At 69.8% G+C, this 22,540-nt stretch carries 23 protein-coding genes and 1 pseudogene; 16 read left to right on the top strand and 8 right to left on the bottom strand.

The annotated features are described in order from the left end of the window. The first annotated feature begins 19 nt into the window (after window positions 1-19). The 3 genes from SPR02S_RS15725 to SPR02S_RS15715 all read left to right on the top strand — a co-directional run bounded on the left by SPR02S_RS15725 (window position 20) and on the right by SPR02S_RS15715 (window position 3,632). Window positions 20-913: a dihydrodipicolinate synthase family protein gene (locus tag SPR02S_RS15725; protein WP_019057934.1), complete on the top strand. Its 894-nt coding sequence runs from the start codon at window positions 20-22 to the stop codon at window positions 911-913. A 12-nt stretch (window positions 914-925) separates the two neighbouring features. Continuing rightward, window positions 926-2,203: an MFS transporter gene (locus SPR02S_RS15720; protein WP_019057933.1), complete on the top strand. Its 1,278-nt coding sequence runs from the start codon at window positions 926-928 to the stop codon at window positions 2,201-2,203. Window positions 2,204-2,291: 88 nt separating this feature from the next. Further along, complete coding sequence (locus SPR02S_RS15715) at window positions 2,292-3,632, top strand: cytochrome P450 (RefSeq protein WP_019057932.1); 1,341 nt, start codon at window positions 2,292-2,294, stop codon at window positions 3,630-3,632. Between the two features lie 24 nt (window positions 3,633-3,656). Here SPR02S_RS15715 and SPR02S_RS15710 read toward each other — a convergent pair whose 3' ends face one another. After that, window positions 3,657-4,307, bottom strand: a complete 651-nt coding sequence (locus tag SPR02S_RS15710; RefSeq protein WP_019057931.1) for a TetR family transcriptional regulator — start codon at window positions 4,305-4,307, stop codon at window positions 3,657-3,659. A gap of 213 nt (window positions 4,308-4,520) precedes the next feature. Between SPR02S_RS15710 and SPR02S_RS15705 the strand changes: the two genes are divergently transcribed. The 4 genes and pseudogenes from SPR02S_RS15705 (at window position 4,521) to SPR02S_RS15690 (ending at window position 8,621) form a co-directional block, all read left to right on the top strand. After that, entirely contained in the window at window positions 4,521-5,174 is a 654-nt protein-coding gene (locus SPR02S_RS15705) for a nuclear transport factor 2 family protein (RefSeq protein ID WP_019057930.1), read from the top strand. A 135-nt stretch (window positions 5,175-5,309) separates the two neighbouring features. Continuing rightward, window positions 5,310-6,242 carry an LLM class F420-dependent oxidoreductase gene (locus tag SPR02S_RS15700; protein ID WP_019057929.1) on the top strand — a complete coding sequence of 311 codons (933 nt, stop codon included), beginning with the start codon at window positions 5,310-5,312 and terminating at the stop codon, window positions 6,240-6,242. Between the two features lie 159 nt (window positions 6,243-6,401). Further along, a pseudogene (locus SPR02S_RS55770) lies at window positions 6,402-8,277 on the top strand (APC family permease); the annotation flags it as partial. 56 nt (window positions 8,278-8,333) lie between these two features. Continuing rightward, a complete protein-coding gene (locus SPR02S_RS15690; RefSeq protein WP_373283321.1) occupies window positions 8,334-8,621 on the top strand; it encodes a hypothetical protein in 288 nt (95 codons plus the stop codon). Between the two features lie 36 nt (window positions 8,622-8,657). Here the strand turns inward: SPR02S_RS15690 and SPR02S_RS15685 are convergent, their stop codons facing one another. After that, entirely contained in the window at window positions 8,658-9,755 is a 1,098-nt protein-coding gene (locus SPR02S_RS15685; RefSeq protein WP_026150577.1) for a hypothetical protein, read from the bottom strand. Between the two features lie 71 nt (window positions 9,756-9,826). On the opposite strand from SPR02S_RS15685, the gene SPR02S_RS15680 reads away from it, so the two are divergent. Both SPR02S_RS15680 and SPR02S_RS15675 read left to right on the top strand, forming a co-directional pair. Next, window positions 9,827-10,954, top strand: coding sequence for an NAD(P)/FAD-dependent oxidoreductase (locus SPR02S_RS15680; protein ID WP_078622907.1), 1,128 nt, complete (start codon window positions 9,827-9,829; stop codon window positions 10,952-10,954). Between the two features lie 223 nt (window positions 10,955-11,177). Further along, window positions 11,178-12,176 carry a L,D-transpeptidase gene (locus SPR02S_RS15675; protein ID WP_019057923.1) on the top strand — a complete coding sequence of 333 codons (999 nt, stop codon included), beginning with the start codon at window positions 11,178-11,180 and terminating at the stop codon, window positions 12,174-12,176. Between the two features lie 60 nt (window positions 12,177-12,236). Here the strand turns inward: SPR02S_RS15675 and SPR02S_RS15670 are convergent, their stop codons facing one another. Continuing rightward, on the bottom strand, window positions 12,237-12,524 hold the full coding sequence (locus SPR02S_RS15670) for a DUF6355 family natural product biosynthesis protein (RefSeq protein WP_043258301.1): 288 nt from the start codon (window positions 12,522-12,524) through the stop codon (window positions 12,237-12,239). Between the two features lie 173 nt (window positions 12,525-12,697). Beyond that, entirely contained in the window at window positions 12,698-13,969 is a 1,272-nt protein-coding gene (gene dacB / locus SPR02S_RS15665; RefSeq protein WP_019057921.1) for a D-alanyl-D-alanine carboxypeptidase/D-alanyl-D-alanine endopeptidase, read from the bottom strand. A 271-nt stretch (window positions 13,970-14,240) separates the two neighbouring features. On the opposite strand from dacB, the gene SPR02S_RS15660 reads away from it, so the two are divergent. The 6 genes from SPR02S_RS15660 to SPR02S_RS15635 all read left to right on the top strand — a co-directional run bounded on the left by SPR02S_RS15660 (window position 14,241) and on the right by SPR02S_RS15635 (window position 19,192). Next, window positions 14,241-15,095, top strand: coding sequence for a DUF1206 domain-containing protein (locus tag SPR02S_RS15660; protein WP_019057920.1), 855 nt, complete (start codon window positions 14,241-14,243; stop codon window positions 15,093-15,095). A gap of 224 nt (window positions 15,096-15,319) precedes the next feature. Then, window positions 15,320-16,195: an RNA polymerase sigma factor SigF gene (locus tag SPR02S_RS15655; protein WP_026150575.1), complete on the top strand. Its 876-nt coding sequence runs from the start codon at window positions 15,320-15,322 to the stop codon at window positions 16,193-16,195. 52 nt (window positions 16,196-16,247) lie between these two features. Beyond that, window positions 16,248-16,694 carry a GvpU-like protein gene (locus SPR02S_RS15650; protein ID WP_019057918.1) on the top strand — a complete coding sequence of 149 codons (447 nt, stop codon included), beginning with the start codon at window positions 16,248-16,250 and terminating at the stop codon, window positions 16,692-16,694. Between the two features lie 61 nt (window positions 16,695-16,755). Beyond that, window positions 16,756-17,565 (top strand): alpha/beta fold hydrolase, encoded by an 810-nt coding sequence (locus SPR02S_RS15645; protein WP_026150573.1) that lies wholly within the window; start codon window positions 16,756-16,758, stop codon window positions 17,563-17,565. Then, the gene (locus SPR02S_RS15640; RefSeq protein WP_019057916.1) at window positions 17,565-18,833 is read left to right on the top strand and encodes a PP2C family protein-serine/threonine phosphatase; all 1,269 of its coding nucleotides are present in this window, start codon (window positions 17,565-17,567) and stop codon (window positions 18,831-18,833) included. Before SPR02S_RS15645 ends, SPR02S_RS15640 begins: the two co-directional genes overlap by 1 nt. Next, a complete protein-coding gene (locus SPR02S_RS15635) occupies window positions 18,830-19,192 on the top strand; it encodes an STAS domain-containing protein (RefSeq protein WP_019057915.1) in 363 nt (120 codons plus the stop codon). The genes SPR02S_RS15640 and SPR02S_RS15635 overlap by 4 nt, the downstream gene beginning before the upstream one ends. Window positions 19,193-19,196: 4 nt before the next feature. Here the strand turns inward: SPR02S_RS15635 and SPR02S_RS15630 are convergent, their stop codons facing one another. From SPR02S_RS15630 to SPR02S_RS15620, 4 genes are all read right to left on the bottom strand, one after another. Then, on the bottom strand, window positions 19,197-20,129 hold the full coding sequence (locus SPR02S_RS15630) for an anti-sigma factor RsbA family regulatory protein (RefSeq protein ID WP_019057914.1): 933 nt from the start codon (window positions 20,127-20,129) through the stop codon (window positions 19,197-19,199). A 170-nt stretch (window positions 20,130-20,299) separates the two neighbouring features. After that, complete coding sequence (locus SPR02S_RS15625) at window positions 20,300-20,650, bottom strand: PRC-barrel domain-containing protein (protein WP_019057913.1); 351 nt, start codon at window positions 20,648-20,650, stop codon at window positions 20,300-20,302. A 51-nt stretch (window positions 20,651-20,701) separates the two neighbouring features. After that, window positions 20,702-20,872, bottom strand: coding sequence for a hydrophobic protein (locus SPR02S_RS64850; protein WP_078622906.1), 171 nt, complete (start codon window positions 20,870-20,872; stop codon window positions 20,702-20,704). A 147-nt stretch (window positions 20,873-21,019) separates the two neighbouring features. Continuing rightward, window positions 21,020-21,475, bottom strand: coding sequence for an RpiB/LacA/LacB family sugar-phosphate isomerase (locus SPR02S_RS15620; RefSeq protein ID WP_026150572.1), 456 nt, complete (start codon window positions 21,473-21,475; stop codon window positions 21,020-21,022). A 361-nt stretch (window positions 21,476-21,836) separates the two neighbouring features. Here SPR02S_RS15620 and SPR02S_RS15615 point away from each other — a divergent pair, with 361 nt between their 5' ends. Then, window positions 21,837-22,535, top strand: a complete 699-nt coding sequence (locus tag SPR02S_RS15615; protein ID WP_158697832.1) for an RICIN domain-containing protein — start codon at window positions 21,837-21,839, stop codon at window positions 22,533-22,535. Window positions 22,536-22,540 lie beyond the last annotated feature (5 nt).

Raw genomic sequence — 22,540 nt, 5'->3', positions numbered from 1 at the left:
ACCCCCTCAAGGAGCCATCATGTTCCGCGGCCTGAGCGCCTTCCCCCTCACACCCACCAGCGAGCAGGGCATCGACGAAACGGCGTACGCGGCACTCGTCGCCCGACTCGCCGCCGCCGGTGTGGACTCCATCGGCGCGCTCGGCTCCACCGGCAACTACGCCTACCTCACCCGCGAACAGCGCGCCCACGCCGCGAAGATCGCGGTCGAGGCCGCCGACGGGACCCCTGTCATCGTCGGTATCGGCGCACTGCGCACCTCGCAGGTGCTGGAGCTGGCCGAGGACGCCCAGAAGGCGGGCGCCTCCGGAGTGCTGCTCGCCCCGATGACGTATCAACTCCTCACCGAGGAAGAGGTGTTCGGGCTCTACGAGGACGTCACCCGCGAGCTCTCCGTACCGCTGTGCGTCTACGACAACCCGGGCACCACGCACGTCCACTTCACCGACGAACTGCACGGCCGTATCGCGCAGTTGCCGAACGTCGGCTCGATCAAGATCCCCGGTGTGCCCGAGGACCCCCGCGAGGCCGCGCTCCGTGTCGGCGCGCTGCGCGCGCTGATCCCCGACACCGTCACCATCGGGGTGAGCGGCGACTGGACGGCCGCCCGCGGCCTCAACTCCGGTTGTGATGCCTGGTATTCGGTCATCGGCGGTACTTTCCCGGAGACCGCCCTCGCCCTCACTCGCGCCGCGCAGACCGGCCACGCGGACCAAGCGGTCGAACTGTCCGGCCGGCTCGAACCGTTGTGGGCCCTGTTCCGCCGTCACGGCAGCCTGCGCGTCATCTCCGCCGCCGCCTCCCACCTCGGCCTGACGGAAGAGCCGAACCTGCCGCGTCCCCTGCGCGGGCTGGACGCGACCGCCCGCCAGGAGGTCGTCGCCGCGCTGGACGCCCTCGGGCTCACCTCCTGAGCGCCAACCACCATGGGTGAGCACCACATAGCAAGCACGTCGAAGGTGTGGGACGCCCCGCCTCCGTCCGGGAAGGGCGGAAAGGGCGGCCAGGGTGGAAAAGGTGGCACCGGGCTGGCGCGCTACGTCGTCGCCGCGGCACTCGCCCGCACCGCCGACGGCGGCGCCGTGGTCGCCGTCGTTCTGCTCGTCACCTCCTGCGGCGGCTCCGGGACGCTCGCCGGGGTGCTCGGCGCCTGCATCACTGCCCCGCATCTGCTGGGCCCCTTCGTCGCGCGGCCCCTGGACACCGCCCGCGACGGCCGGAAGGTCATCGCGACGGCCTGCCTGCTCTACGCCATCGCGCTGACCGGGGGAGTGCTGACGTACGGGCACGCGCCCGCCGCAGTGACCGGACTGCTGCTGGCCGCGGCCGGCACCTGCGGGCCGCTGCTGACCGGCGGTATCAGCAGCCGGCTGCCCGCCATCGTCGGACCGGGCCTGCGCACGCAGCGGCGGGCCCAGGGGTGGGACGTGGCCACCTACGGCATCGGCGGCACCGTCGGCCCGTCCCTGGTGGCCGGGCTCTCGGGCTGGGTCTCGCCCACCGCGGCGGCACTCGCCCTCGTGGTGGGGGCGGTCACGGCGGCCGGGGGAGTCCTGCTGCTGCCGTTCACCGCGCCGTCCCACGGCGGCGACCGGACGGCGATCCTCAAGCCGGGAGCGACCCTCGCGCTGATCGTCCGCAGCGGACCTCTGCGGCGCACCGTCTACCTGACGATGATCGTCGCCCTGAGCGTCGCCGCCCTGCCGATCACCGCGGTCCACCTGACGAAGATCCTCGGCACCGAACCGGCCACCGCGGCCGTACTGACCGCCGCCTACGGCCTCGGCAATCTCACCGGGTCCATAGCCGTCATGGTCTTCCCGCTCACCGGCGACCCGGGTCGGCTGATGCGCCACCTCGCCCTGGGCGTCGTCGCCGGCCTCCTCACCGTCACCGCGAGCCCGGCCTTCGCGGTGACCGCCTCGGCGTACGCGCTCACCGGGATCCTCAACGCCTTCTTCTTCGCCTCCACCCTCGCGGCCCGCACGGAGTACGCGCCGAGCGGAGCACGCGGCCAGGTCTTCATCTGGGTCGCGGCCCTGAAGATCACCTCCGGGTCCGCCGGAACGGCGTTGGCCGGTTCCCTGACGGGTGTGACCGTCCAACTGCCCCTAGTGGTCGGCCTCTTGGCGGTTTCCGCGGCTGTCGTCGCCGCGACCGCCGAGACGCGCTTCGGGGGAGCCGACGAGAAACGCCTCCCGTGACGGTGCCAGTGGTGAGCGAATCGAACGGACACAGCCTGTTTCCGGAACGGCAACTCCCTCATGTCCGTACCTGATCTAGCCTGGCGCGATGCGCACCACACCTTCGTTGCTGCCGGCCTTCCGGCCCCAGGTCCAAGAGCGCCTCTACGACTTCTACGAGGAGCTGCGGAACACGGACGAGCTCTTCTGGGACCGTCACCTGAGCGCCTGGATCGCCACCGGGCACGGGGTCGTCAGCAGCGCCACGGGCAACCCGGCGCTGTCCTCGGTGCGTTATCCCGACCTCGACGCCGTGTCCGAGGAACTGCGGCCGCTGGCCCGGGTGTTGAGCCGACAGATGCTCTACAACGACGCCCCGGACCACTCCCGGCTGCGGGGCCTGATCAGTAGAGCCTTCTCCCCGCGGGCAGTTGAGACACTCCGCGCCCGGATCCTCGAAGCCGTCGACCGGATCATCGACGAGGCGGCGCCGACCGGACGGATGGACATCGTCGCGGAACTCGCCCGCCCGCTGCCGCTGACCATCATCTGCGACCTCCTCGACGTACCGCAGGAGGACCGCCCCGCCCTCACCGCCTGGTCCGAGCCGATCGCCGAAGCCATGGGCAACTCCCGGCTCGACGCCGACCGCAACCGCGAGGCCTCGCAGAGCATGGCCGACATGCTCGCCTACTTCCGCGGCCTTCTCACCGGCCCGGAAACCCCGCCGGCCCCGGACAGCCTGCGCGCCCTGGTGACCGCACAGGCCGAGAGCACCGACCAGGACCCCGACGAACTCCTCGCCAACTGCGCCCTGTTGCTGATCGCCGGCCACGAGACCACCACCCACTTCATCGGCAACGCCACCCTCGCTCTCCTCCGCCACCCGCACGCGGCCGAGCAACTGCGCAAACGGCCGGACCTGTTGCCCGCCGCGGTCGAGGAACTCCTGCGCTACGACGCCCCGGTCCAGCTCATGCTGCGCCGGGCCCGGCACGACCTGGACCTGGCGGGCCGCAGCATCGCCGAAGGGCAGACGGTGCTCCTTGTGTGCGGCGCCGCCAACCGGGATCCGGCCGTGTTCCCCGATCCCCATGTACTGGACTTCGAACGGCCCGGCGGACGGCACATGTCCTTCGGGCACGGTCCGCACTTCTGCCTCGGCGCGGCGCTGGCCCGGCTGGAAGGCACGATCGTCCTGGAGGCGCTCCTCACCCGCCTCCCCGACCTGAGTCTCGACACCACCGAGCCCCTGAAGTGGCAGCGCAGCCTCAACTTCCGCGGCCTGACCCGCCTGGACGTCGCCTTCACCCCGCCGTCGGACGATGACAGCGGCGCACGCGTCACGCCGGCCCAGGGTTCCCCGAGCGCCCTCGACCGCCCGACCCAACCGGCTCCCGTCGGCGTGTGCCCCGTCCACCCGAAGCCCGGAGACGCCCCCGCCGTGTGACCCCGGACGAGTGCTCCGCCCTGGTCAGGGGCGCGCAGCGGGTGGGCCGGCGGCGTCCCCGCGGAACGCCCCGGCCACCACGGGGACCAGTTGCCGCTCAAGCTGTTCGGCGGACATGGTGGCCAGTTCGGCGCCGATGGGGGCCAGGGCGAGCCAGTTCAACATGCCGGCCGCGCAGCGCGTACGGAAGATCAGCTCCTCCTCGTCGACCCCGGGAACGTTCGGTTTCAGCACCCGGAGGGCATCCCGGCGACTCTTGTCGAACTTGGCGGTCAGCCGCTCCCACCCCTGGGGCGGTTCGATGCCGACGCGTGCCACGGTCCGCATCACGGCCAGGTCCTGTCCACCGGCCACGAACGCGCGCATCATCGGCCCGGCGAACGCCGCCGCCACTTCGTGGAGGGTCGCAGTGGGGCTCAGAGAGTCGAGTGCCGCCATCTGCGCGTCCAGATACTGCTCCAACGCGTGCTCGATCGCCGATTCGCACAGTGCCTTCAGCGACCCGAAGTGGTAGCTCACCGCGGCGACGTTGGCTCCGGCGCGATCCGTGATCTCGCGGAGTGTCACGCCCTCCTGGCCCCGTTGCGCGAGCAGCTCCAGGGCGGCGGCCTGCAGGCCGTCCCGCGTGCGCTGACCGGCCTCGCGGCGTAGGTCCGTCTTCTCCACCCTGGTCATAGCTTGTACTCAAGCAGTTGCTTGAGTTCATTGTCAACAGCCGCCTCGCGGTCGAGGCGCACCCCTCCGTGGTCGTGGACCACACAATTCAAACAGTGGCTTGACAGGTTGTGCCGCCGTTCATAAAGTCAAGCCAGCGTTTGATTTACTAAGCGCGAGAGGGGCCGCCGCTGCGGCTCCCGAATCCTGAGAACGAACGTGAAGGAATACGTCATGAAGCTGATCAGCCGGAAGTCGATCACCGCCGCGGCCGCTGTGGCTGTCGTGGGTGGTCTTTCCATCGCCGCCGTGCCGTCGCAGGCGGCGAGCCCCGCCCATGAAAAGGTGCCGGCCCACAGCAGTACGGCGGCTCCGACCCTGACCGCCCGCCAGCTGGCGAAGCTGCCGCTCACCGACCGCCACCTGACCAAGCACGAGAAGGCCAACCTCGCGATCGTTCTGCGCGACTACTACGTGGCGGAAGGCAGCCACATCGACGTCCCGACCTTCGTGAACAGCTTCACCAAGGACGGCGTCTTCAACGACATGGTCGCGGGCCAGGCATACCGGGGGGAGGCGCTCGGCAGCGTGCTGCCTTACATGAAGAGCCTCTTCTCCAATGTTCACCGTGACCTCAAGCGCATCACCGTGAACGGCGACACCGTCAGCATCGAACTGTCGATCCAGGGCACGTTCGACGGACAGCTCCAGGCCCCCACGGGCGGCGTCGTCAAGGGGAACGGCCACAAGGTCGACGCGCCGACCGCCGACTTCTGGTACCTGAAGAACGGCAAGGTCACGACGTTCAACTGCTTCGTCGGGTACTCGAAGATGTACTCCGACATGGGCGTGAACTTCGACTGGGCCTCGGCGGTCAACCAGCACTGACTCGCTCCCCGGCGGGTGAAGCGCGAGCCCACCGCCCGCGCGTCACCCGCCGGGGCCCATCCGCCTTCTCCCCAACTCCGCCACAACAACGCTGACTTGATCGCGCAACCACACACGACAGAGGAGCGCGTCGGAATGACGACCCGGCTCGGCATCGGACTCCCGCAGAACCGCCAGTACGACCTCGGCAAGGACGTGCCCGACGTGGCACGCGCCGCCGAGGACATCGGATACGACAGCCTCTGGGTGTACGAACGCGCCCTGTTCCCGGACCCTCGGACCCAGCCGCTGTACGGCGTCCCGGGCCTGCCCTGGCCCGACGCCTACCGGGGCGTGGCCGAGCCGCTGGTCACGCTGACCCTCGCGGCGGCGGCCACCGAGCGGGTCGAACTGGGCACCGCCGTACTGGTCGCCCCGCTGCACATCCCCTTCCAACTCGCCAAAGAACTGGCCACGTTGGACGCGGCGAGCGGCGGCCGGGTGGTCGCAGGCCTCGGCAGCGGCTGGTCCCTCGACGAGTACGCGGCCGCCGGGGTCCGCCCGTTCGAGGAGCGCGGCAAGGTCATGGACGAGGTGTTCGAGGTGTGCCGGGCGGTATGGGGCCCGGACCCGGTGGTCTATGAGGGGGGCCGGATCACCAGGATCGCCTCGGCCGTGGTCGGGCCGAAGCCGGCCCGGCCGATCCCCATCCTGGTGCCGGCCAACTCCCCGCGGGCGATGCGCCGACTCGTCGACCACGCCGACGGATGGCTGCCGTACGCCGACGGACCCGCCCAAGTGGCCGAAGGCTGGCGCCAGTTGCAGGACCTCGCCGCCGAGCGGGGCCGGACCGGGCCGCTGCGGACCGTGGTGCGGGTGAACCCGGACTACACCCCCAAGCGCTACGAGGGACCGGACCGCAGGCCCTTCCAGGGCGACGTCGAGCAGATCGTCAGCGATCTGATGGCGTACGCCGAGATCGGCCTCGACGAGTTCCTGGTCGACGTCTCGTGGGCCGCGCGGGACGCACAGGAACTCAAGGACGTGGCCGCCGAGGTGTACACGACCGCCCGGGCGGCCGGTTTCTGACCAGGGCTGGGGCTCCGACGGCATCCGAAGGGCCACCGTCCGCCCGGCCGGGTGCAGTTCGGGGCCCGCCGGGTGATCCTCGGCTGGTGCTGGTGCTGGTGCTGGTGCTGGTGCTGGTGCTGGTGCTGGTGCTGTCGCGGGTGCGGGTGTGATGGCCCCATGACCGACTCCGCCGTACCCGCCCCGGACGCGTCCGACCGCTCCCAGGCACCCGGGCCGCCACCCGGGTCCCTGCCCGAGCCGCTTTCCTACCGCCTAAAGCGCCGGCTGCTGGGTCCGCCCCTGGTCACCGCCCGCATCCAACAGGAGAAGCTCGACAACCGGACGGCGCTCGGCGTCCTCGCCTCGGACTGCGTCAGCTCGTCGGCTTACGGCAGCGAGGAGATGCTGCGGGTCCTGGTGCCCGTGGTCGGCGTCGCCGCCTTCACGCTGCTGATGCCGGTGACCGGCGCGATCCTGCTGATCCTGGTGTTGCTGACGCTCTGCTACAGCGACGTCGTCACGATCTACACGCGGGCCGGCGGCTCCTATGTCGTCGCCCGCGAGAACTTCGGCCCCGACGTCGCACAGATCGCCGCCGTAGCACTGCTCGTCGACTACGTCGTGACGGTCGCCGTCCAGGTCTCGGCCGGCACGAACGCTCATCTCGCTCGCCCACCTCGTCGGCAACGGCTGGACCGGCCTCGACCACCTCCAACTCCCTGTCAGCGTAGGGGTGGTGTTGATCCTGGTGTACGGCAATCTGCGCGGCCTGCGCGAGGCGGGGCGGGTGTTCGCCGTGCCCGCGTACCTCTTCATCGCCGCGGTCGGACTGATGCTCGCGGTGGGCCTGGCCCGCTGGGCGTTCGGGGATCTGCCGCACGCCGACGTCCACGCGCAAGGTGTCGTGCCGCTCGGCACACCGGGGGAGGGGTGGCTGTACGGGGCGTCGCTGTTCATGGTGTTGCGCGCGTTCGCGAACGGCGGCTCCTCGCTCACCGGCCTGGAGGCGATCTCCAACGGCATCTCCGTCTTCCGCGAACCGCAGGGCCGCAACGCCCGCCGCACGCTCGTCACCATGAGCTGTGTCCTGGGCGTCCTCGTGCTCGGTGTCTCCGGTCTCGCCCACCTCACCCACGCCGTCCCCTACACCGACGGCACGCCGACCGTGATCGCGCAGGAGGCCCGACTCGTCTTCGGCAGCGGTGTGTTCGGCACGGCGGGGCTGGTGTTCGTACAGCTCGCCACCGCGCTGATCCTCTACACCGGGGCGAACACACCCTTCACGGGCTTCCCCTACCTGGCCAGCTTCGTCGCCGAAGACCGTTTCCTGCCACGGCAGTTGACCCGGCGCGGACACCGACTCGCCTTCTCCACCGGCATCATCACGCTCGCCGTGGTCGCCCTCGCGCTGCTGCTGGTGACCGACGCCAACGTGGACCGGCTCGTCGCCCTGTACGCGATCGGCGTGTTCACCGCGTTCACCATGGCGGGCGCCGGACTGACCGTCCACCACGCACGCCGACGCGAACCCGGCCGACGCTGGAAGATCGCGGTGAACGCGACGGCGGCGGTCGTCTCGGCGCGCGTGGTGCTCATCTTCGCCGTCACCAAATTCACCGAGGGCGCCTGGCTGGTCGTCGTGGTCTTCCCGCTCGGCGTGTGGGCACTGATTCGCATCAACCGCGAATACCGCGCCGAGGCCGCCGAGGTCGAGTCACTCCCGCCCGCCGGACAGAGCGACCGGCCACGCCGGCACCGGCCTGTCGTGTGCGTCCTCGTCGACGCCGTCGACCCGGCCGTCTTCCACGCCCTGCGCTACGCCCATGAGTTGAGGCCCGACGAGGTGCGGGCCGTACACATCGCGGTCGACGCGGTGCGCGCCCGGCGGCTGGTGGCGCGCTGGCAGGCGGTCGGGACCACCGATGTCCCGCTGGAGGTCGTCGACTGCCCGGACCGTCGACTGGAGCGGGCCCTGGCCGAACTGGCCGTCCACGAGACCGCCGACGGCCACACCGTGCTGACCCTGCTCATCGCGCGCCGCACCTATGCGTCGACCACGTCAACGCCCATGGAACCAGCACCCAGTTGAACGACCGGGTCGAGGGAGCGGTGATCGAACGGTTTCTGACCGGCCGTCCCTCCGTCACCTCGACGAAGGGCGTCACCGGCCACGCCATGGGCGCCGCCGGAGCGATCGAATCCGCGCTCACCGCGCTCACCGCCCTGACCGTCTTCCACGCGACCGCCCCACCCACGGCCAACCTCCAACGCCCGCTCGACGACGCGGAGTTGGACCTGGTGAGCGGCACGGCCAGAACCGGCAAGGTCTCACTGGCCGTCAGTGACTCGTTCGGCTTCGGCGGACAGAACGCGGTGCTGGCCTTCCGGCCGGCCTGAGCGGTCGCCCGCGACAGGAGACAGATCGCAGCGCGGTCAGCCGACCGGGGTGCGCCGCACGACCTTGCCCTGTCCGTCCGCCTCCAGCGAGGCCGCACCGTCGCGGCCGGTCACGCCGACGCGAATCGAGAGGGAGCCGGTGAGGCCGTCGACGGTGATCTGCCAGGTCTGCGGAGAGCGGACGCCGAGGGTCGACCTGGCCTCCTCGACCAGGGCGGGGAAACGCTCGTAGGGCACGGAGTCCGGGTCGAACCGCGCGGCCTGCGTGCCGGTGGGCGCGAACACGACCGACAGCAGGCGTTCCTGTACGACGACGGTGAGCGCCCGTGCGGTGTCCTCGCCCTTGGTCAACGAGTCGACGGCGCGGCGCAGTTCACCCTTGTCGAGGAACGACTGGCCGGGGCCGAGGGCGACCGTGCCGGACGCCGACGACACGGTCGTGGTCGACGACGTGGAGGAGACGGAGGGCCGCCCGGACGGGGACGGTTGCGCGGTGGTGTCCTGGTCGAACAGGTCGGCGCGGAACAGCAGGATCACGGCGGCCGCCGCGAGCAGCAGAGCGAGGACCGTGACGCAGCCGACGGCACAGCCCTGGGTGGGCTCGCGCACCACGGCAGGACCCGGCACCGAGTCGAGCCGGGCGCCGGCCGCCCGCTCCTCCCACTCGGGTGTCGGCCGCTTCACGATCCGCACTCGCCACAGCCGGTCCGGCGGATACTCGACCACCACGACGCCGCCGGACCGGTAGTCGGACAGGTCGACGAGGTTGATGTGCTGGGTGAACTCGACGCGGTACGCCGGTATGTCGTCCGGCGCGACCGTGACGTCGAACTCGACCGCCACGTCACTCGTCGCCTCACCTCCGACGGCCGCCAGACTCTCGATCCGCGCGAGAGCCGTGCGGGGCGCGATCGCCGCCTCCCGGGCACGCCTCGGCATCCCGGCGAGGAAGAACAGCAGACCGTAGACCACGGGCAGACCCACACCCACGACGCACAGTGGCACGCTCTCGATGACACAGCCCACGACAAAGGCGGCCAGCGATCCCCCGGTCACCCCACCCGTCAGGAGGCCCCGGGCAAGGGCGACGGGAGTGGTGCGCGGGGGCGGCGGCGCGCCCTTGGTGATCGTCACAGCGGCGATTGTGCAGGGCCCGGGTGAACGCCGGGAGTTCAGTCCGCCCGCGATCCGGGAAGGGGGCGTTCATGGGAATCGGGTCAGTGGAGCGGCCTCGACGTGTCGCCGTCATCGGAGTGGGCATCGTCGGAGCCTGCGTGGGCTGGAACCTGTCCCGGCTCGGTGCCGAGGTGGTCTTCATCGACGCGGGCCGACCGGGCGAGGGCGTCACCAACTGGTCCTTCTCGTGGGTCAACGCCAGCAACAAGACCGTACGCAGGTCCTACTTCGACCTGAACATCGCGGGCATGGCGGCGCACCGCGAGCTCGCCGGGATCATCGGACCGGACTCCTGGTGGTATCCCGGCGGCCACCTGCGCTGGGCGGACGATCCCGCGGTCGAGGCGAAGTTCCTGAAGACCGCTGAGTTGCTGGGGAGTTGGGGCTACCGGGTCGAGGTGTCCACGGGGGCCGAGGTGCGCCGCCGCCTCGAACCCGCTCTCGCACTGCCCGACGAGGTTCCCGTCCTGCTCTACCCCGACGAGGCCTGGGTCCACGGACGCCATCTAGTCAGCCGCCTGGTCGGCCAAGTCGTGGCAGCAGGCGGGGAGTTACGGTCCGCCACCGAGGTCCGCGACATCGGGACCGGTGCCGACGGAAGTGTCCGGACCGTCGTTCTGTCCGACGGCAGCCGTCTCGACGTGGACCTCGTGGTGAACGCGGCGGGCCCGGGCGCCTCCCAGATCGCCGGGCTCGTCGCACGGCACCTGCCGATGCGCCGGGAACCCGGAGTCGTCACCCGGATCGACTGCGCCCGAGCCGTCCCGATCCACCGGGCCATGCACGCCCCGCACATCGAGATCCGGCCCGACTCGGACACGTCGATGGTCCTCCACAGCCGTGAGATCGACGCACTCATCGACACGGGCGAAGAACCGGCGGAACTCGCGCGACTCCTCTACGAGTTGGCACGGCGCGCCGTCCCCGAACTCGCCGACTCCCGCATCGCACAGACCCGGGTGGCCTTCCGGCCCATCCCGGCCGACGGTTTCCCCTCGGTGGGAGCGGTGCCGTCCGTGCCGGGCTACTACGAGGCCGTGTCCCACAGCGGCATCACGCTCGGTCCGGTGCTCGGCAGGCTGCTCGCCGCGGAGATCCTCGGCGGGGAGAGGTCCGAGTCGCTCGCGGACTTCCGTCCGGAGCGGTTCCCCCAATGACCGTCGGGCTGTCGGCATACCTGGGCTTTTTCGTGGTAGACGCCAGGGCGGCGACAGAAGTCGCGGCCGGGGGACAGCAGCCGGTGACACGGGGCGCTCGTCGTGCCTGATCACTCGGTGCGTACCGAGTCTTGAGACACGTTTTACATGCGACACGCAACTGACGCCCCCGCTGTCGCTGTCTGACAATGAGTCGGGCCCGTCAGGGTCGAGGAGCTAGAGAGTGGGGCACGTCGTGGGACGGCGCAAGGGCAGCATAGGGATCGCACTCGTCACGGGTGCGGTGCTGGTGGGGGCGACTGCCTGCGGCGGAGGTGGCAGCGACAAGGCGAGCGCGGACGACGCGAAGGCGTCGGGCAAGGCGAGTGCGACCGCCTCTCCGTCGCCGACGAAGCCCCTGGGCCCGCCGATGCTGCTGGACACGATCACCCCGCAGACGGGAACCACGGTCGGCGTGGCCATGCCGATCTCGGTGATCTTCACGAACCCGGTGTCCTCCAAGGCGCGGGCCACGGTCGAGAAGCACATGAAGGTCAGCGCCTCGCAGTCGGTGCTCGGCGCCTGGCACTGGATGGGCGACAAGCGCGTCGACTGGCGCCCCAAGACGTACTGGCCCTCCGGCACGACGGTGAAGATCGACGCCGACATGAAGGGCGTCAGCAACGGCAACGGCCGCTACGGCGTGCACAGTTACACGCACACCTTCAAGATCGGCGACGACGTCCGCGCGGACGTGTCCGTCACCAACCACACCATGAAGGTGACCAAGAACGGCGCGGCGGTGCGCACCCTGTCGATCAACGCGGGCAGCGCCGAGTACCCGACGTGGGACGGCACGATGGCCGTCATCGACAAGCAGAAGAAGGTCCACATGACCTCCTGCAGTGTCGGCATCAGCTGCGACAAGGGCAGCGCCAACTACTACGACCTGACACTGCCCTGGGACATCCACCTCACCCAGTCCGGCACCTACGTGCACTATTCGACCGGCGACCCGAACCCGGGCAGCGGCAGCGCCCGCGGCTCGCACGGCTGCGTCCACCTGTCCCTGTCGGACGCCAAGTGGTTCTACGGCCAGGTCAAGCAGGGCGACCCCATCACCATCACCGGCTCGCCCCGCGGCAAGGCCCCGGCCGACAACGGCTACGCCGACTTCAACCTCGGCTGGGACCAGTGGCTCGCGGGCAGCGGCTCCGGCGAGGGGACGACCGCGGCGCTGTGACGCAACACGGTGACGTCACCTGGCAGCAGGTGACGTCACCGGGCGGTACGTCGATCGGTGTCAGCAGGTGCGCCCGACGTAGTGCGCGCCCTGGATCTTGCGGGCGGAGCCCAGCCAGGTCCTGCCGCGGGCGACGCACCGCTCGTAGTCGCGTGCGTGGGCGACCTCGACCTTGATGACGACCCGCGAGCCGTCGGTGGTGCAGTGGCGGTAGAAGGCGTCGGACCCGGTCTCGTAGAACCCGCAGGGGCCGGCCGCCGAAGGGCTGGCGGTGGCCACCGTGCCGAGAGAGGTCAGCACGAGGGCGGCGGAACCGAGGGCGCTGATCACCGTACGACGAAAACGCAAGGGAACTCCTTGGTCAGGGGAGGAAACGGTTGCCCCACCGAGACTGCCGTACTGACCTGCGCGGTTGGCCGAATGCCGCCGCGATCACCCGGTGAATCGATTTGTCGCTACGTCAATCGGATGGTTGCGGCGGAGAGGCCGTGTCGGTCCCTCCGCCTTCGCCTCCGCCCTGCTTACGCCCAGCAGCCGTTGACCGTGGCGGCGAGGCCGTCGAGGGCGTCCTTGGTGGCGTCCGGGGCGGCGGTCGAGTTGTTCTCGATGAAGGAGAAGATCTTCCAGCGCCCGTCCTCGGCCTTCGTGAATCCGCTCAGCGCGATCGCGCCGGTGAGCGTGCCCGTCTTGGCGCTGACCTTTCCGACGGCGCACTGCGAGTCCGCCGTGTCGAAGCGGCCCCATTCGGGGCCCAGCGTCGAACCCGCCTCACCCGCGACGGGCAGCCCGTCCACGATGAACTTCAGGGTCTGGCTGTTCGCGGGGTCGTCGGCCAGGTGGAGGATGGCGGCGATGGTCTGGGCCGGGATGCGGTTCGAGCGGGACAGCCCGCTGCCGTCGTGGATCTCGAAGTTGTCCAGGGACACGCCGTACCGGGTGAGCACCTGGCGTACGACCGCCGTGCCGTCCTCGAAGGTGGCCGGACGGCCTGCGGCCAGCGCGGTCATCCGGAGCAGGGTCTCGGCGATATCGTTGTCACTCACTTTGAGCATGTGCTCCACGACGGCCGACAGCGCGGCGGACTCGTGCTGCGCCACGGGAACGGCCCCGGTACCGGCCGTGCCGTGCGCGACGCTCCCGGTGACGGTGACACCCTGCTTGGCGAGGATCCGCGCGAAGGTCTGGCCGGCGTCCAGCGAGGTGTCCGTGACGTGGTGGCCGTCGACCACCAACGCCCTTACCGGAGCGACCGAGTCGGGGTAGTAGCCGTCGTTCCAGCCGGTGGCGAGGGTGGGCGCAGGGAAGAGACTGTCGTCGACCACCACCTTCACCGAGGTCAGGCCCGCGTTCTTCAGGCCCGCTACGGCAGTTGTGGCCATCGCGGTGAGGTCGGCGCTGGTCAGCGTGCGGTCCCCGCCGCCGACCAGGGTGAGGGTGCCGTTGTCGTAGACGACCTTCGTGGTGAAGCGGTGATCGGGGCCGAGGATCGTCAGCGCGGCGGTCGAGGTCGCGAGCTTGGTGTTGGACGCGGGCATCAGCGCCGTGCTCGCGTCATGGCCCCAAACGGCCGTCCGGGACTGGGAGTCGATGACGACACCGCTGAACGTGCTGCCCAGCCGGACGTCCTGGACACGGGTGTCGAGGTTGTCCGCGATCTTCTGCTCGGCGGGGTCGAGCGTGGCGGTCGTGGAGACGGTCCGCTCCGCGGCGAAGGCGGAGGTGCCGAACAGGATCGTCCCGGCGACGGGGGCGGTCACCACGATGACGGCGGCACGGCGCAGCGCCGGACTCATCGTTCTGCTCTTGCGGTGGCGTCCGCTCGCACGGTCTACGGAGGGGGAGTTGGGCATGGGGGCCTCGCCGCGGGGTGTGTGGGTGGGGGAGGGGACGGAAGATCCGGGGATCTTGAAAGCGAAAGTAACAGCTGTGCGGGGCCTTTGTTGCGTGATCGGACGACGCCGTCCCCCGCGACGCACATCGAAGCCTTCGCCGGGGGCACGCGACAGTACGGGACGCGCACCGTGCGTCCACGTCTCGGCTGTCCAGTGTTTCCAGGAAGGCACCATGACCTCGTCGCACACGCACAAGTGGGGCCTCCGGAGGGCGAGTTCGACCGCCCGGAGCCATGCATCGGGAGCGGCCGAGGGCAAGCAGGCGCTCGGCGTCACAGGGCGCGCCGGATTCGTGGCACGCAGTGTCGTCTACGTCCTCGTCGGCGCGCTCGCCCTGCAGATCGCGTTCGGCGGCGGGGGCCGGGAGGCGGACCGGCAGGGCGCGTTGCAACAGGTCGCGGCGCAGCCCTTCGGCAAGGTGATGCTGTGGCTGCTCGTCGTCGGCTTCGGCTGCATGGCCATCTGGCGGGCCTCCGAGGCGCTGTTGGCGAACGGGCCGAAGAACAAGGTCGGTTCACGCCTGCTGGACGCCGGCCGGGCCGTGTTCTACGGCTTCGTCTGCTGGGGTACGGCGTCCTTCGCCGCCGGGAGCGGCGGGCAGTCCGGCAGTGACGCGAAGTCGCAGGACTGGACCGCCTCGGCGTTGAAACTGCCGGGCGGGCAGGTCCTGGTCGGTCTCGTCGGCTGCGTCCTGATCGGGGTCGGTGCGACCCTCGCGGTGCGTGCGGTGATGCGGCGTTTCCTGCGGCGGCTGGAGACCGGGAAGATGAGCAGCCGGGTACGGCACGTCGTCACCGGCCTGGGCGTGGGCGGCGGCGTGGCGCGCGGTGTCGTGTTCGCCGGGGTGGGTGTGTTCGCGCTGGTGGCAGCCATCCGCTTCGACCCGCACCAGGTCAAGGGCATGGACGCCACCCTGCGCACCTTCGCGCACACTCCGGCGGGGCCGTGGCTGCTGGTCGCCGTCGCTGTCGGGCTCGTGCTGTTCGGCGGTTTCTCGTTCGCCTCGGCACGCTGGCGCCGCCTGTGAACCCTGGCACCCGGTGGCGGTGACCCGATGCGCGGAATCGTCGTAGAACCCCTGAAGTGGTGTGAAGAAACCGCGAAGTGGTGTGAAACCACGGGCGTTTCCCGTGTCGGCGGAGCCCGGTGGGGCAGGCTTTCGGGTCGGCTGCGGAATTGTGAGGTCCGGGGAGACATGGTTGTGCCCGAGGGGGGCACGCGACGTTCGTCCTGTTCTCCAGTTAAGGCGGCATCGTGGCTTCCTCCGTGAAGACGCTCGAAGCAACTGCTCCTGTCCGCGCGGGAGCACCGGATGTCGTGGACGACCTCCCGTGGATCGAGGACGGGGCCAAGGTCGCTCCCAAGGACGCGCGGGTGATGTCCAGGATCTTCCTCGACCGGCTCCAGGAGCTGGAGGAGGGCACCCAGGAGTACCAGTACGCGCGGAACACGCTGATCGAGATGAACCTGTCGCTGGTGGCCTTCGCCGCGCGCCGGTTCCGCAACCGGGGCAGCGGTGACATGGAGGACGTCATCCAGGTCGGCACGATCGGTCTGATCAAGGCCATCGACCGCTTCGACCTGACCCGCGAGGTCGAGTTCACCTCCTTCGCGATCCCCTACATCCTCGGCGAGATCAAGCGGTTCTTCCGCGACACCACCTGGGCCGTGCACGTCCCCCGGCGCCTCCAGGAACTCCGGGTCGACCTCGCGAAGACCAAGGAGACCCTCGGCACCGGGCTGGGCCGTACCCCCACGGTGAAGGAACTCGCCGCCCATCTGGAGCTGACCGAGGACGAGATCATCGAGGGTCTGGTCGCCGCGAACGGCTATGTCGCCGGGTCCATCGACACCCCGAGCGGCGACGACGAGTCCGACAGCGCGCCCAAGTACGCGGACACGATGGGCGACGACGATCCGGCCCTGGAGCTGTTCGAGGACCTGCACACGCTCGGCCCGCTGCTGCAACAGCTCGACGAGCGGGAGCGCACCATCATCGAGATGCGCTTCGGCCAGGAGCTCACCCAGGCGGAGATCGGCCGCGTACTGAACCTCTCGCAGATGCACATCTCCCGCCTGCTCAACCGCACCCTCGCCAAGCTGCGCACCGGCCTCCTACCCACGTGATCCCTCCGCCCGACAGACTTCTCCTCGCGCGGCACCGGAAGGATCACCCCGCATGAGCACCACGAGCACCGACCACGATCCCCTGCACCAGCCCGCCGCACCGATCGTGACGGAGCCCGTTCCCGACCTCCAACTGCAGATGCTGGTACGGCTGATCGGCCAGGACGCCCAGGCCGCCCTGCCCATCACCCTCACGGTCGGAGGAGCCTTCCTCTACGGCGATCTCATCTCCCACGAGGCATGGACCACCGACTGGGCACGCAGCCTGCACGCGATGGACGGCCCTGGCGCGCATCTGCTGGAGCGGTTCCCGCAGCAGGTGGACGAGGCGGTCGAGGACAGGCAGGGCGGACCCGTTCCGCAACGGCTGCCGCAGTGGATCCATCTGCGCGATGCCACCGGTGTCGTCGGCGGGGGCGGGACCGACGTCATGCCGCTGTGGCGCGGCCGGCTCACGGATGTGTCCGGCTGGTCCCTGGGCAAGCCGAAGCAGCCCTGAGGCATCGGTACCGGGTGCGCGCGGCGGGTGGACAAGCAGGCGGTCTGTGAGGATGTGCCGGCTGAGTACGCGGAGCAGGAACCACGTGACGGTGTCGGGCCGGGCCGGTGGGCCGGTCGTGATGCTGGCGCACGGCTTCGGGTGCGACCAGCACATGTGGCGGCTGGTGGTACCGCTCCTGGAACGCGACTTCACCGTGGTGCTCTTCGACCATGTGGGCGCCGGACACTCCGATCCGTCCGCCTGGAGCCCGGAGCGCCACTCCACGCTGGACGGCTACACCGAGGACGTGCTGGAGATCTGCCGTGAACTGGCGCTCGGCCCGGTGACGTTTGTGGGGCACTCCGTGAGCGCGATGATGGGCGTCCTCGCCGCCGCCCGCGAGCCGCAGGCGTTCACCGGTCTGGTGCTGCTCGCCCCCTCGCCGTGCTTCGTCGACGATCCCGCCACCGGCTATCGCGGCGGGTTCAGCGCCGAGGACATCGACGAGCTGCTGGAGTCGCTGGACGCCAACTACCTGGGCTGGTCGGGCGCCATGGCACCGGTGATCATGGGCAACCCCGAACGCCCGGAACTGGGCGAGGAGTTGACCAACAGCTTCTGCCGCGCCGATCCCGACATCGCCCGTGTCTTCGCCCGCGTCACCTTCCTCTCCGACAACCGCGAGGACCTCGCCGAGGTCGGCGTGCCCACGCTGGTCGCCCAGTGTTCCGCCGACGCGATCGCGCCCCCGGAGGTCGGAGCCTTCGTACGGACCCGGATCCCGGGCAGCCGCCTGGTCACCCTGAAGGCGACCGGGCACTGCCCCCAGCTCGCCGCGCCCGAGGAAACGGCCGCCGCGATCACCGACTTCGTCCGAGCCGGGCGCTGATGAGCGCGAGCGGCGACAGCGAGAGCGTCGATCAGCCACGTCCACAACACCCCGGCGACGATCACGCGACGTTCTCCGCGCTCCTCGAGGACAGCGCCGAGGACCTGTACGAACACGCGCCGTGCGGCTACCTCTCCACCCTGCTGGACGGCACCATCGCGAAGATCAACACGACGCTCCTCGACTGGCTCGGCTACGACCACGGTGACCTGGTGGGCCGTAGGACCTTCTCCGACCTGCTGACCGTGGGCGGCCGTCTCTACCACGAGACCCACTTCGGCCCGCTGCTGCGTATGCAGGGCGAGGTCAGCGGGATCGCCCTCGAACTCAAGGCCCTCGACGGCACCCGGCTGCCCGTGCTGGTGACCTCCACCGTCAAGACCGGCGGCGACGGCCGGCCGCTGCTGATCCGCACCACCGTCTTCGACGCCCGCGACCGCCGCGCCTACGAGACGGAACTGCTGCGCGCCCGAAAGGAGGCGGAACTCGAACGCGAGGAACTCAAACGCCTCAACGCCACCCTCCAGCAGACCCTGCTGCCGCCAACTCTGGTGAACGTGCCCGGACTTGACGTGGCCGCGCACTACCACGTCGCCTCCACCGACATGGTCGGCGGCGATTTCTACGACCTCTTCCCCCTCTCCGCCGGTACCTGGGGGCTGTTCCTCGGGGACGTGTGCGGCAAGGGCGCCGCGGCGGCGGCCGTCACCTCGCTGGCCCGCTACACGCTGCGTGCCGCCGCCGTCTACGACCCCGACCCGGCCGCCGTCCTGGGCAACCTCAACACAGTCCTGCACCACGAGTACAACGGCCACGACCCGCGGTTCTGCACCGTCGTCTTCGGCCTGCTCACCCCCGAGGGCGACCGCGGCGGCTTCCGCATCACCCTGGCCAGCGGTGGCCACCCGCCCGCCCTGCTGCTGCGTGCCGACGGCAGCGCCGACCATGTGCACACTCCCGGCGGACAGCTCATGGGCGTCCTGTCCGACGCCCATATCGCCACCGCCACCGTGCACTTGGCGGCGGGCGACACCCTGCTGTTGCACACCGACGGCCTCACCGAAGCCCACCCGGACGGCACCAGGGGTGGCGGCCGCTACGGCGACGAGGCCCTCCTCGACTTCGTCCGCGCCCTGGCACCCACCACCGCCTCCGACACCGTCGCCGCGATCCGCGACCTGCTCGACACCTTCGGTACCGGCGTCGACGACGACACCGCCGTACTCGCCATCAACGTGCCCCGACCCACCAGCGAAGAGCAGCCGTGACTCAACTCGCCATCCGCACCCGGACCACGCCCGCGGGGCCCGTCGTCGAGCTGACCGGGGAACTCGACTACGACAGCTCCGCCCAAGTGCGTGCACTCTTCCCGGAGTTGGTGCTCCGGGACGGCTCGCAGCTGGTCGTCGACCTGACCGGCGTCACGTTCTGCGACTCCAGCGGCATCACCGCCCTGCTCGCGGCCCGCAACCACGCGCTCGCCGCCCGTGCGGGCATCTCCCTGGTGGCTGTCCCCGACCACATCAGCCGGATCTTCCAGATGGTCGGACTGGACCAGGTCTTCACCACCCACCCCACCGCTCAAGCCGCCGAAGCGGCCTGGACACCGCCGAAGACCCGCCCCTAGGACGTCAACGGGCCAGGTAGAAACGGATGGTTGTGCCGTCCGGAGCCGTATGGACGCGGACCAGATCGGCGATGTAGTGCACCAACAGCAGGCCGCGTCCGCCGGGTTGGTCGCGTGACGCGGGTCGTCGGCCGGCCAGCGGATCCGACAGACGGCCGTGGTCCCGCACCTCGCAGACGATCCGCTCGTCCTCGGCCCAGATCCGCAGCGTCCCCGAACCGCCGCCGTGCAGCACGCTGTTGGTGGTCAACTCCGCGACGGCCAGCGTCAGATCCTGAAGCCGTACGCCCATCAGGCCCAGCCGCTCGGCCTCCTGGACCGCGAAATAGCGGGACTTGGGGAGTTCTCCCGCGTCGAACGAGATCGAGGCCGCGCCCGGTGGGCGGGGGAGCGGCTCGTTGTAGCGGGCGATCACGCGCTGCGGATCGTAGGCGGGGCTGGGTAGTTGGGCGCCCTCGTCGATGACGACCGGGTGGGTGGCGCGGGCGTCGGCGAGCACGTCGGGTTCCAGCCGGTCCGCGTCGTACGGGCACAGGATCGTCACCTCGCGATCCCGGAACGCGGAGTTGATCAGCGCTTCGTGCTGGACGCACGCCGGGTACTCGACGGCGGTGCGGCCCGGCCAGATCGGTTCCCCGATGATCCGCACCCGGCCGCGGTCGGCGTGGGCGTCGGCGAAGGCCCGCAGCACGCCGGGGATGATCCGCCCCGGATTGCGGCCGACCTCGGTCATGTCGAGGAACCGTACGTTGGTGGCGCTCGACCCGAGGCCGGCCCTGATCAGTTCGAGGTGGGGTCCGGGAACGGCGACCGCGACAGCCTCCCCGGCGGCCAGTCCGGCCCGCACGAACGGCACCGTACCGGCCGTGTACTGCTGCTCGCCCCGGTAGAACAGCGCGGGGTGCACGAACGGATCACCGGTGGTGGCCGTACTCATCGCGCCGCCACCTCGATCCTTGTCGGGCCGGGCCAGGAGACGTCCACGGCACGCGGTGACAAGGCGGACGGCGGTCACCGCTCCGGCAGTCTACGGGGGTAGCACGACGGGGTGGTGGGCACCGGCCGAACTGCCGATGCCCACCACCCCGTCACGCTGCGGAACGCCGATCAGGTGCGCGGGTGCCCGTAGTAGCCGCCGACCTGCTCGTGGTAACCGGCGTCACCGGGGTGCTTGTCCTTGTCGAACTCCGGGGAGTTCTTGATCTCTTCCTTCGTACGGCCGACGTGGATCGTCCGCCCCGCCACGTCGATGGACGAGATCGTGCCGACGGGCAGCAGTACGTGCTTGCCGAAGATCCACACACCGGTGTCGACGACGATGTACATCGCGCCGACGTCCTCGGAGTGCTTGTCGACCTTGCCGATCGAGCCGTCACTCGCCTCGACCTTGAATCCGGTCAGATCGGTACCGGTCTGGTGGCCCGAATCGGCCTGGTAGTCCCACATGTTGTCAGCCATGTATAAACCTCACTTTATTGCGGGTGAAGGGAGAGACCGGCGATTTATCTCCTACCAGCGGTACCAACGCCCTCGACTACCGCCGGAACCCGTTGAACGGGCGACAAATCCGAGCAGCCACAGGACGAGAACGACGATTGCGACCCACCAAAGAATTTTGATGGCGAATCCCGCACCGAAAAGAAGCAGTGCAAGGAGAAGAACAAGGATCAGGGGAAACATATGTATCGACCTCCAGGCATCCGAGTGCCCTGCCGGAAATAAATCATGCGCCCGGAGGAAACAAAAAAAACCGAACCGGCCCCCGAGAACGGCCGGTTCGGCGAGAGCGACGCCCCCTGCGGCGAGAGCGTGCTTGCCCGAACTCGCCTACGGCGCAGGCCTGTTCAGGTCGAGTCGGCCGACGCGGGCGACGTTCTCCCGGTCGTCGGCGTCCGCGCTGGGCTCCGCCGTGAACCAGGCGTCGAGGATCTCCTTGAGCAGAGGCTCGGACGTCAGCCGCAGGCTGAGGGCAAGGACGTTGGCGTCGTTCCAGCGGCGCGCGCCGTCCGCCGTGTACGCGTCCGTGCACAGGGCCGCCCGTACGCCGGGCACCTTGTTCGCGGCGATCGACGCGCCCGTACCGGTCCAGCAGCACACGACCGCCTGGTCCGAGGTCCCGGCGGCGACCTCGCGGGCCGCGGCCTCCGAGCAGACCGCCCACTGCGGGTCGTCCCCGGGCCGCAACGCCCCGTACGCCGCCACCTCGTGGCCCCGGCCGCGCAACTCGGCGACGAGGGAACGGGCCACGGGTTCGTCCATGTCCGAGGAAACAGAGATCCGCATGTCACCGAGGCTACTCAGGGGAGGAGTCCGGAGCCAGCTCGGGATGTCGGTGGCTCCACCGATATCTGCGGGAAAGGCGGAGGTGTTGACGGTAAGAAGCGGCTCGCGAATTGCGTCAACCATTGGCCAGAACTGTGTGGCCTCCCTACGCCCCGTGTCGCGTCGCCGAGCGTAGATTCGCCGGTCCACGGTGGTGGGAACTCAACACCTCGACATAGCGTCTTCACAACGGTTCATGGTTCTGCGATTTCGGGGTGTGGGGGAACCGGTGGGTCGGGCAACGCTGATTGTCATTCTCTTGGTGGCAGTGCTGGCTGTCATGGCATTCGCGGGCTGGAGGATCGCGCAGAGTTCTCTCGGGATGGCGGAGAAATTCGCGGCGATGGGGACGGTCGTTGCCGTGCTCGGAGTGATCGTCACTGTCGTGGTGCTGTTCGTCCCGAGTGACATCAGGGACCACGACTTGGCGTCTCCGTTGCGCACTTCAGAAGCCACCTCGGTGACTCCCGGCGATGCGACTACTCCGGCGTCCTCTACGGCTCCTCCGTCCGCCACTCCTACGTCCTCGCACGAGTCGACGCCCACGCCGCCGCCTTCGGACCAGGCTCACCCGACGAAGAGCACGCAGAGCAGCGGGTCGTCCGACCGACCCAAGGTCCGGCCGAGCACACCCCGCAAGTCTTCGACCGCGACGCACATCCGAGCGACCCAGGGCGTCTACGCCGGACTGTGCATGGCGGCCAGCGGCGGCACCGTCGAAACCGCCACGTGCGGCCAGACGAGCAACCAGCTCTGGCGGAGCAGCTCCCAGGGTGAGCTTGTCACCAGCGACGGGCGGTGCATGACGACCGACGCAGATCACGGCGGCGTCAGGATGACGGTGGCGACGTGCGACCGAAGCACCGGCCAGCAGTGGCACTTCACCGACGGGCGCATCACTTCGGGACGCCTTGAACTGACCATCTACGGGCCGTACGTGGACCCCGGCCACCCGATCCAGACCTGGGACACGAGCGAAGACCCGACACCGGCTCCCGAGATGTACTGGGAGCTGAGCTGACCATG

Origin of the sequence: Streptomyces prunicolor NBRC 13075, from assembly GCF_000367365.1 — a bacterium.
Lineage (GTDB): Bacteria > Actinomycetota > Actinomycetes > Streptomycetales > Streptomycetaceae > Streptomyces > Streptomyces prunicolor.
The sequence above is the reverse complement of the archived record's forward strand: the minus strand, read 5'-3'. Positions and strand labels throughout refer to the sequence as shown.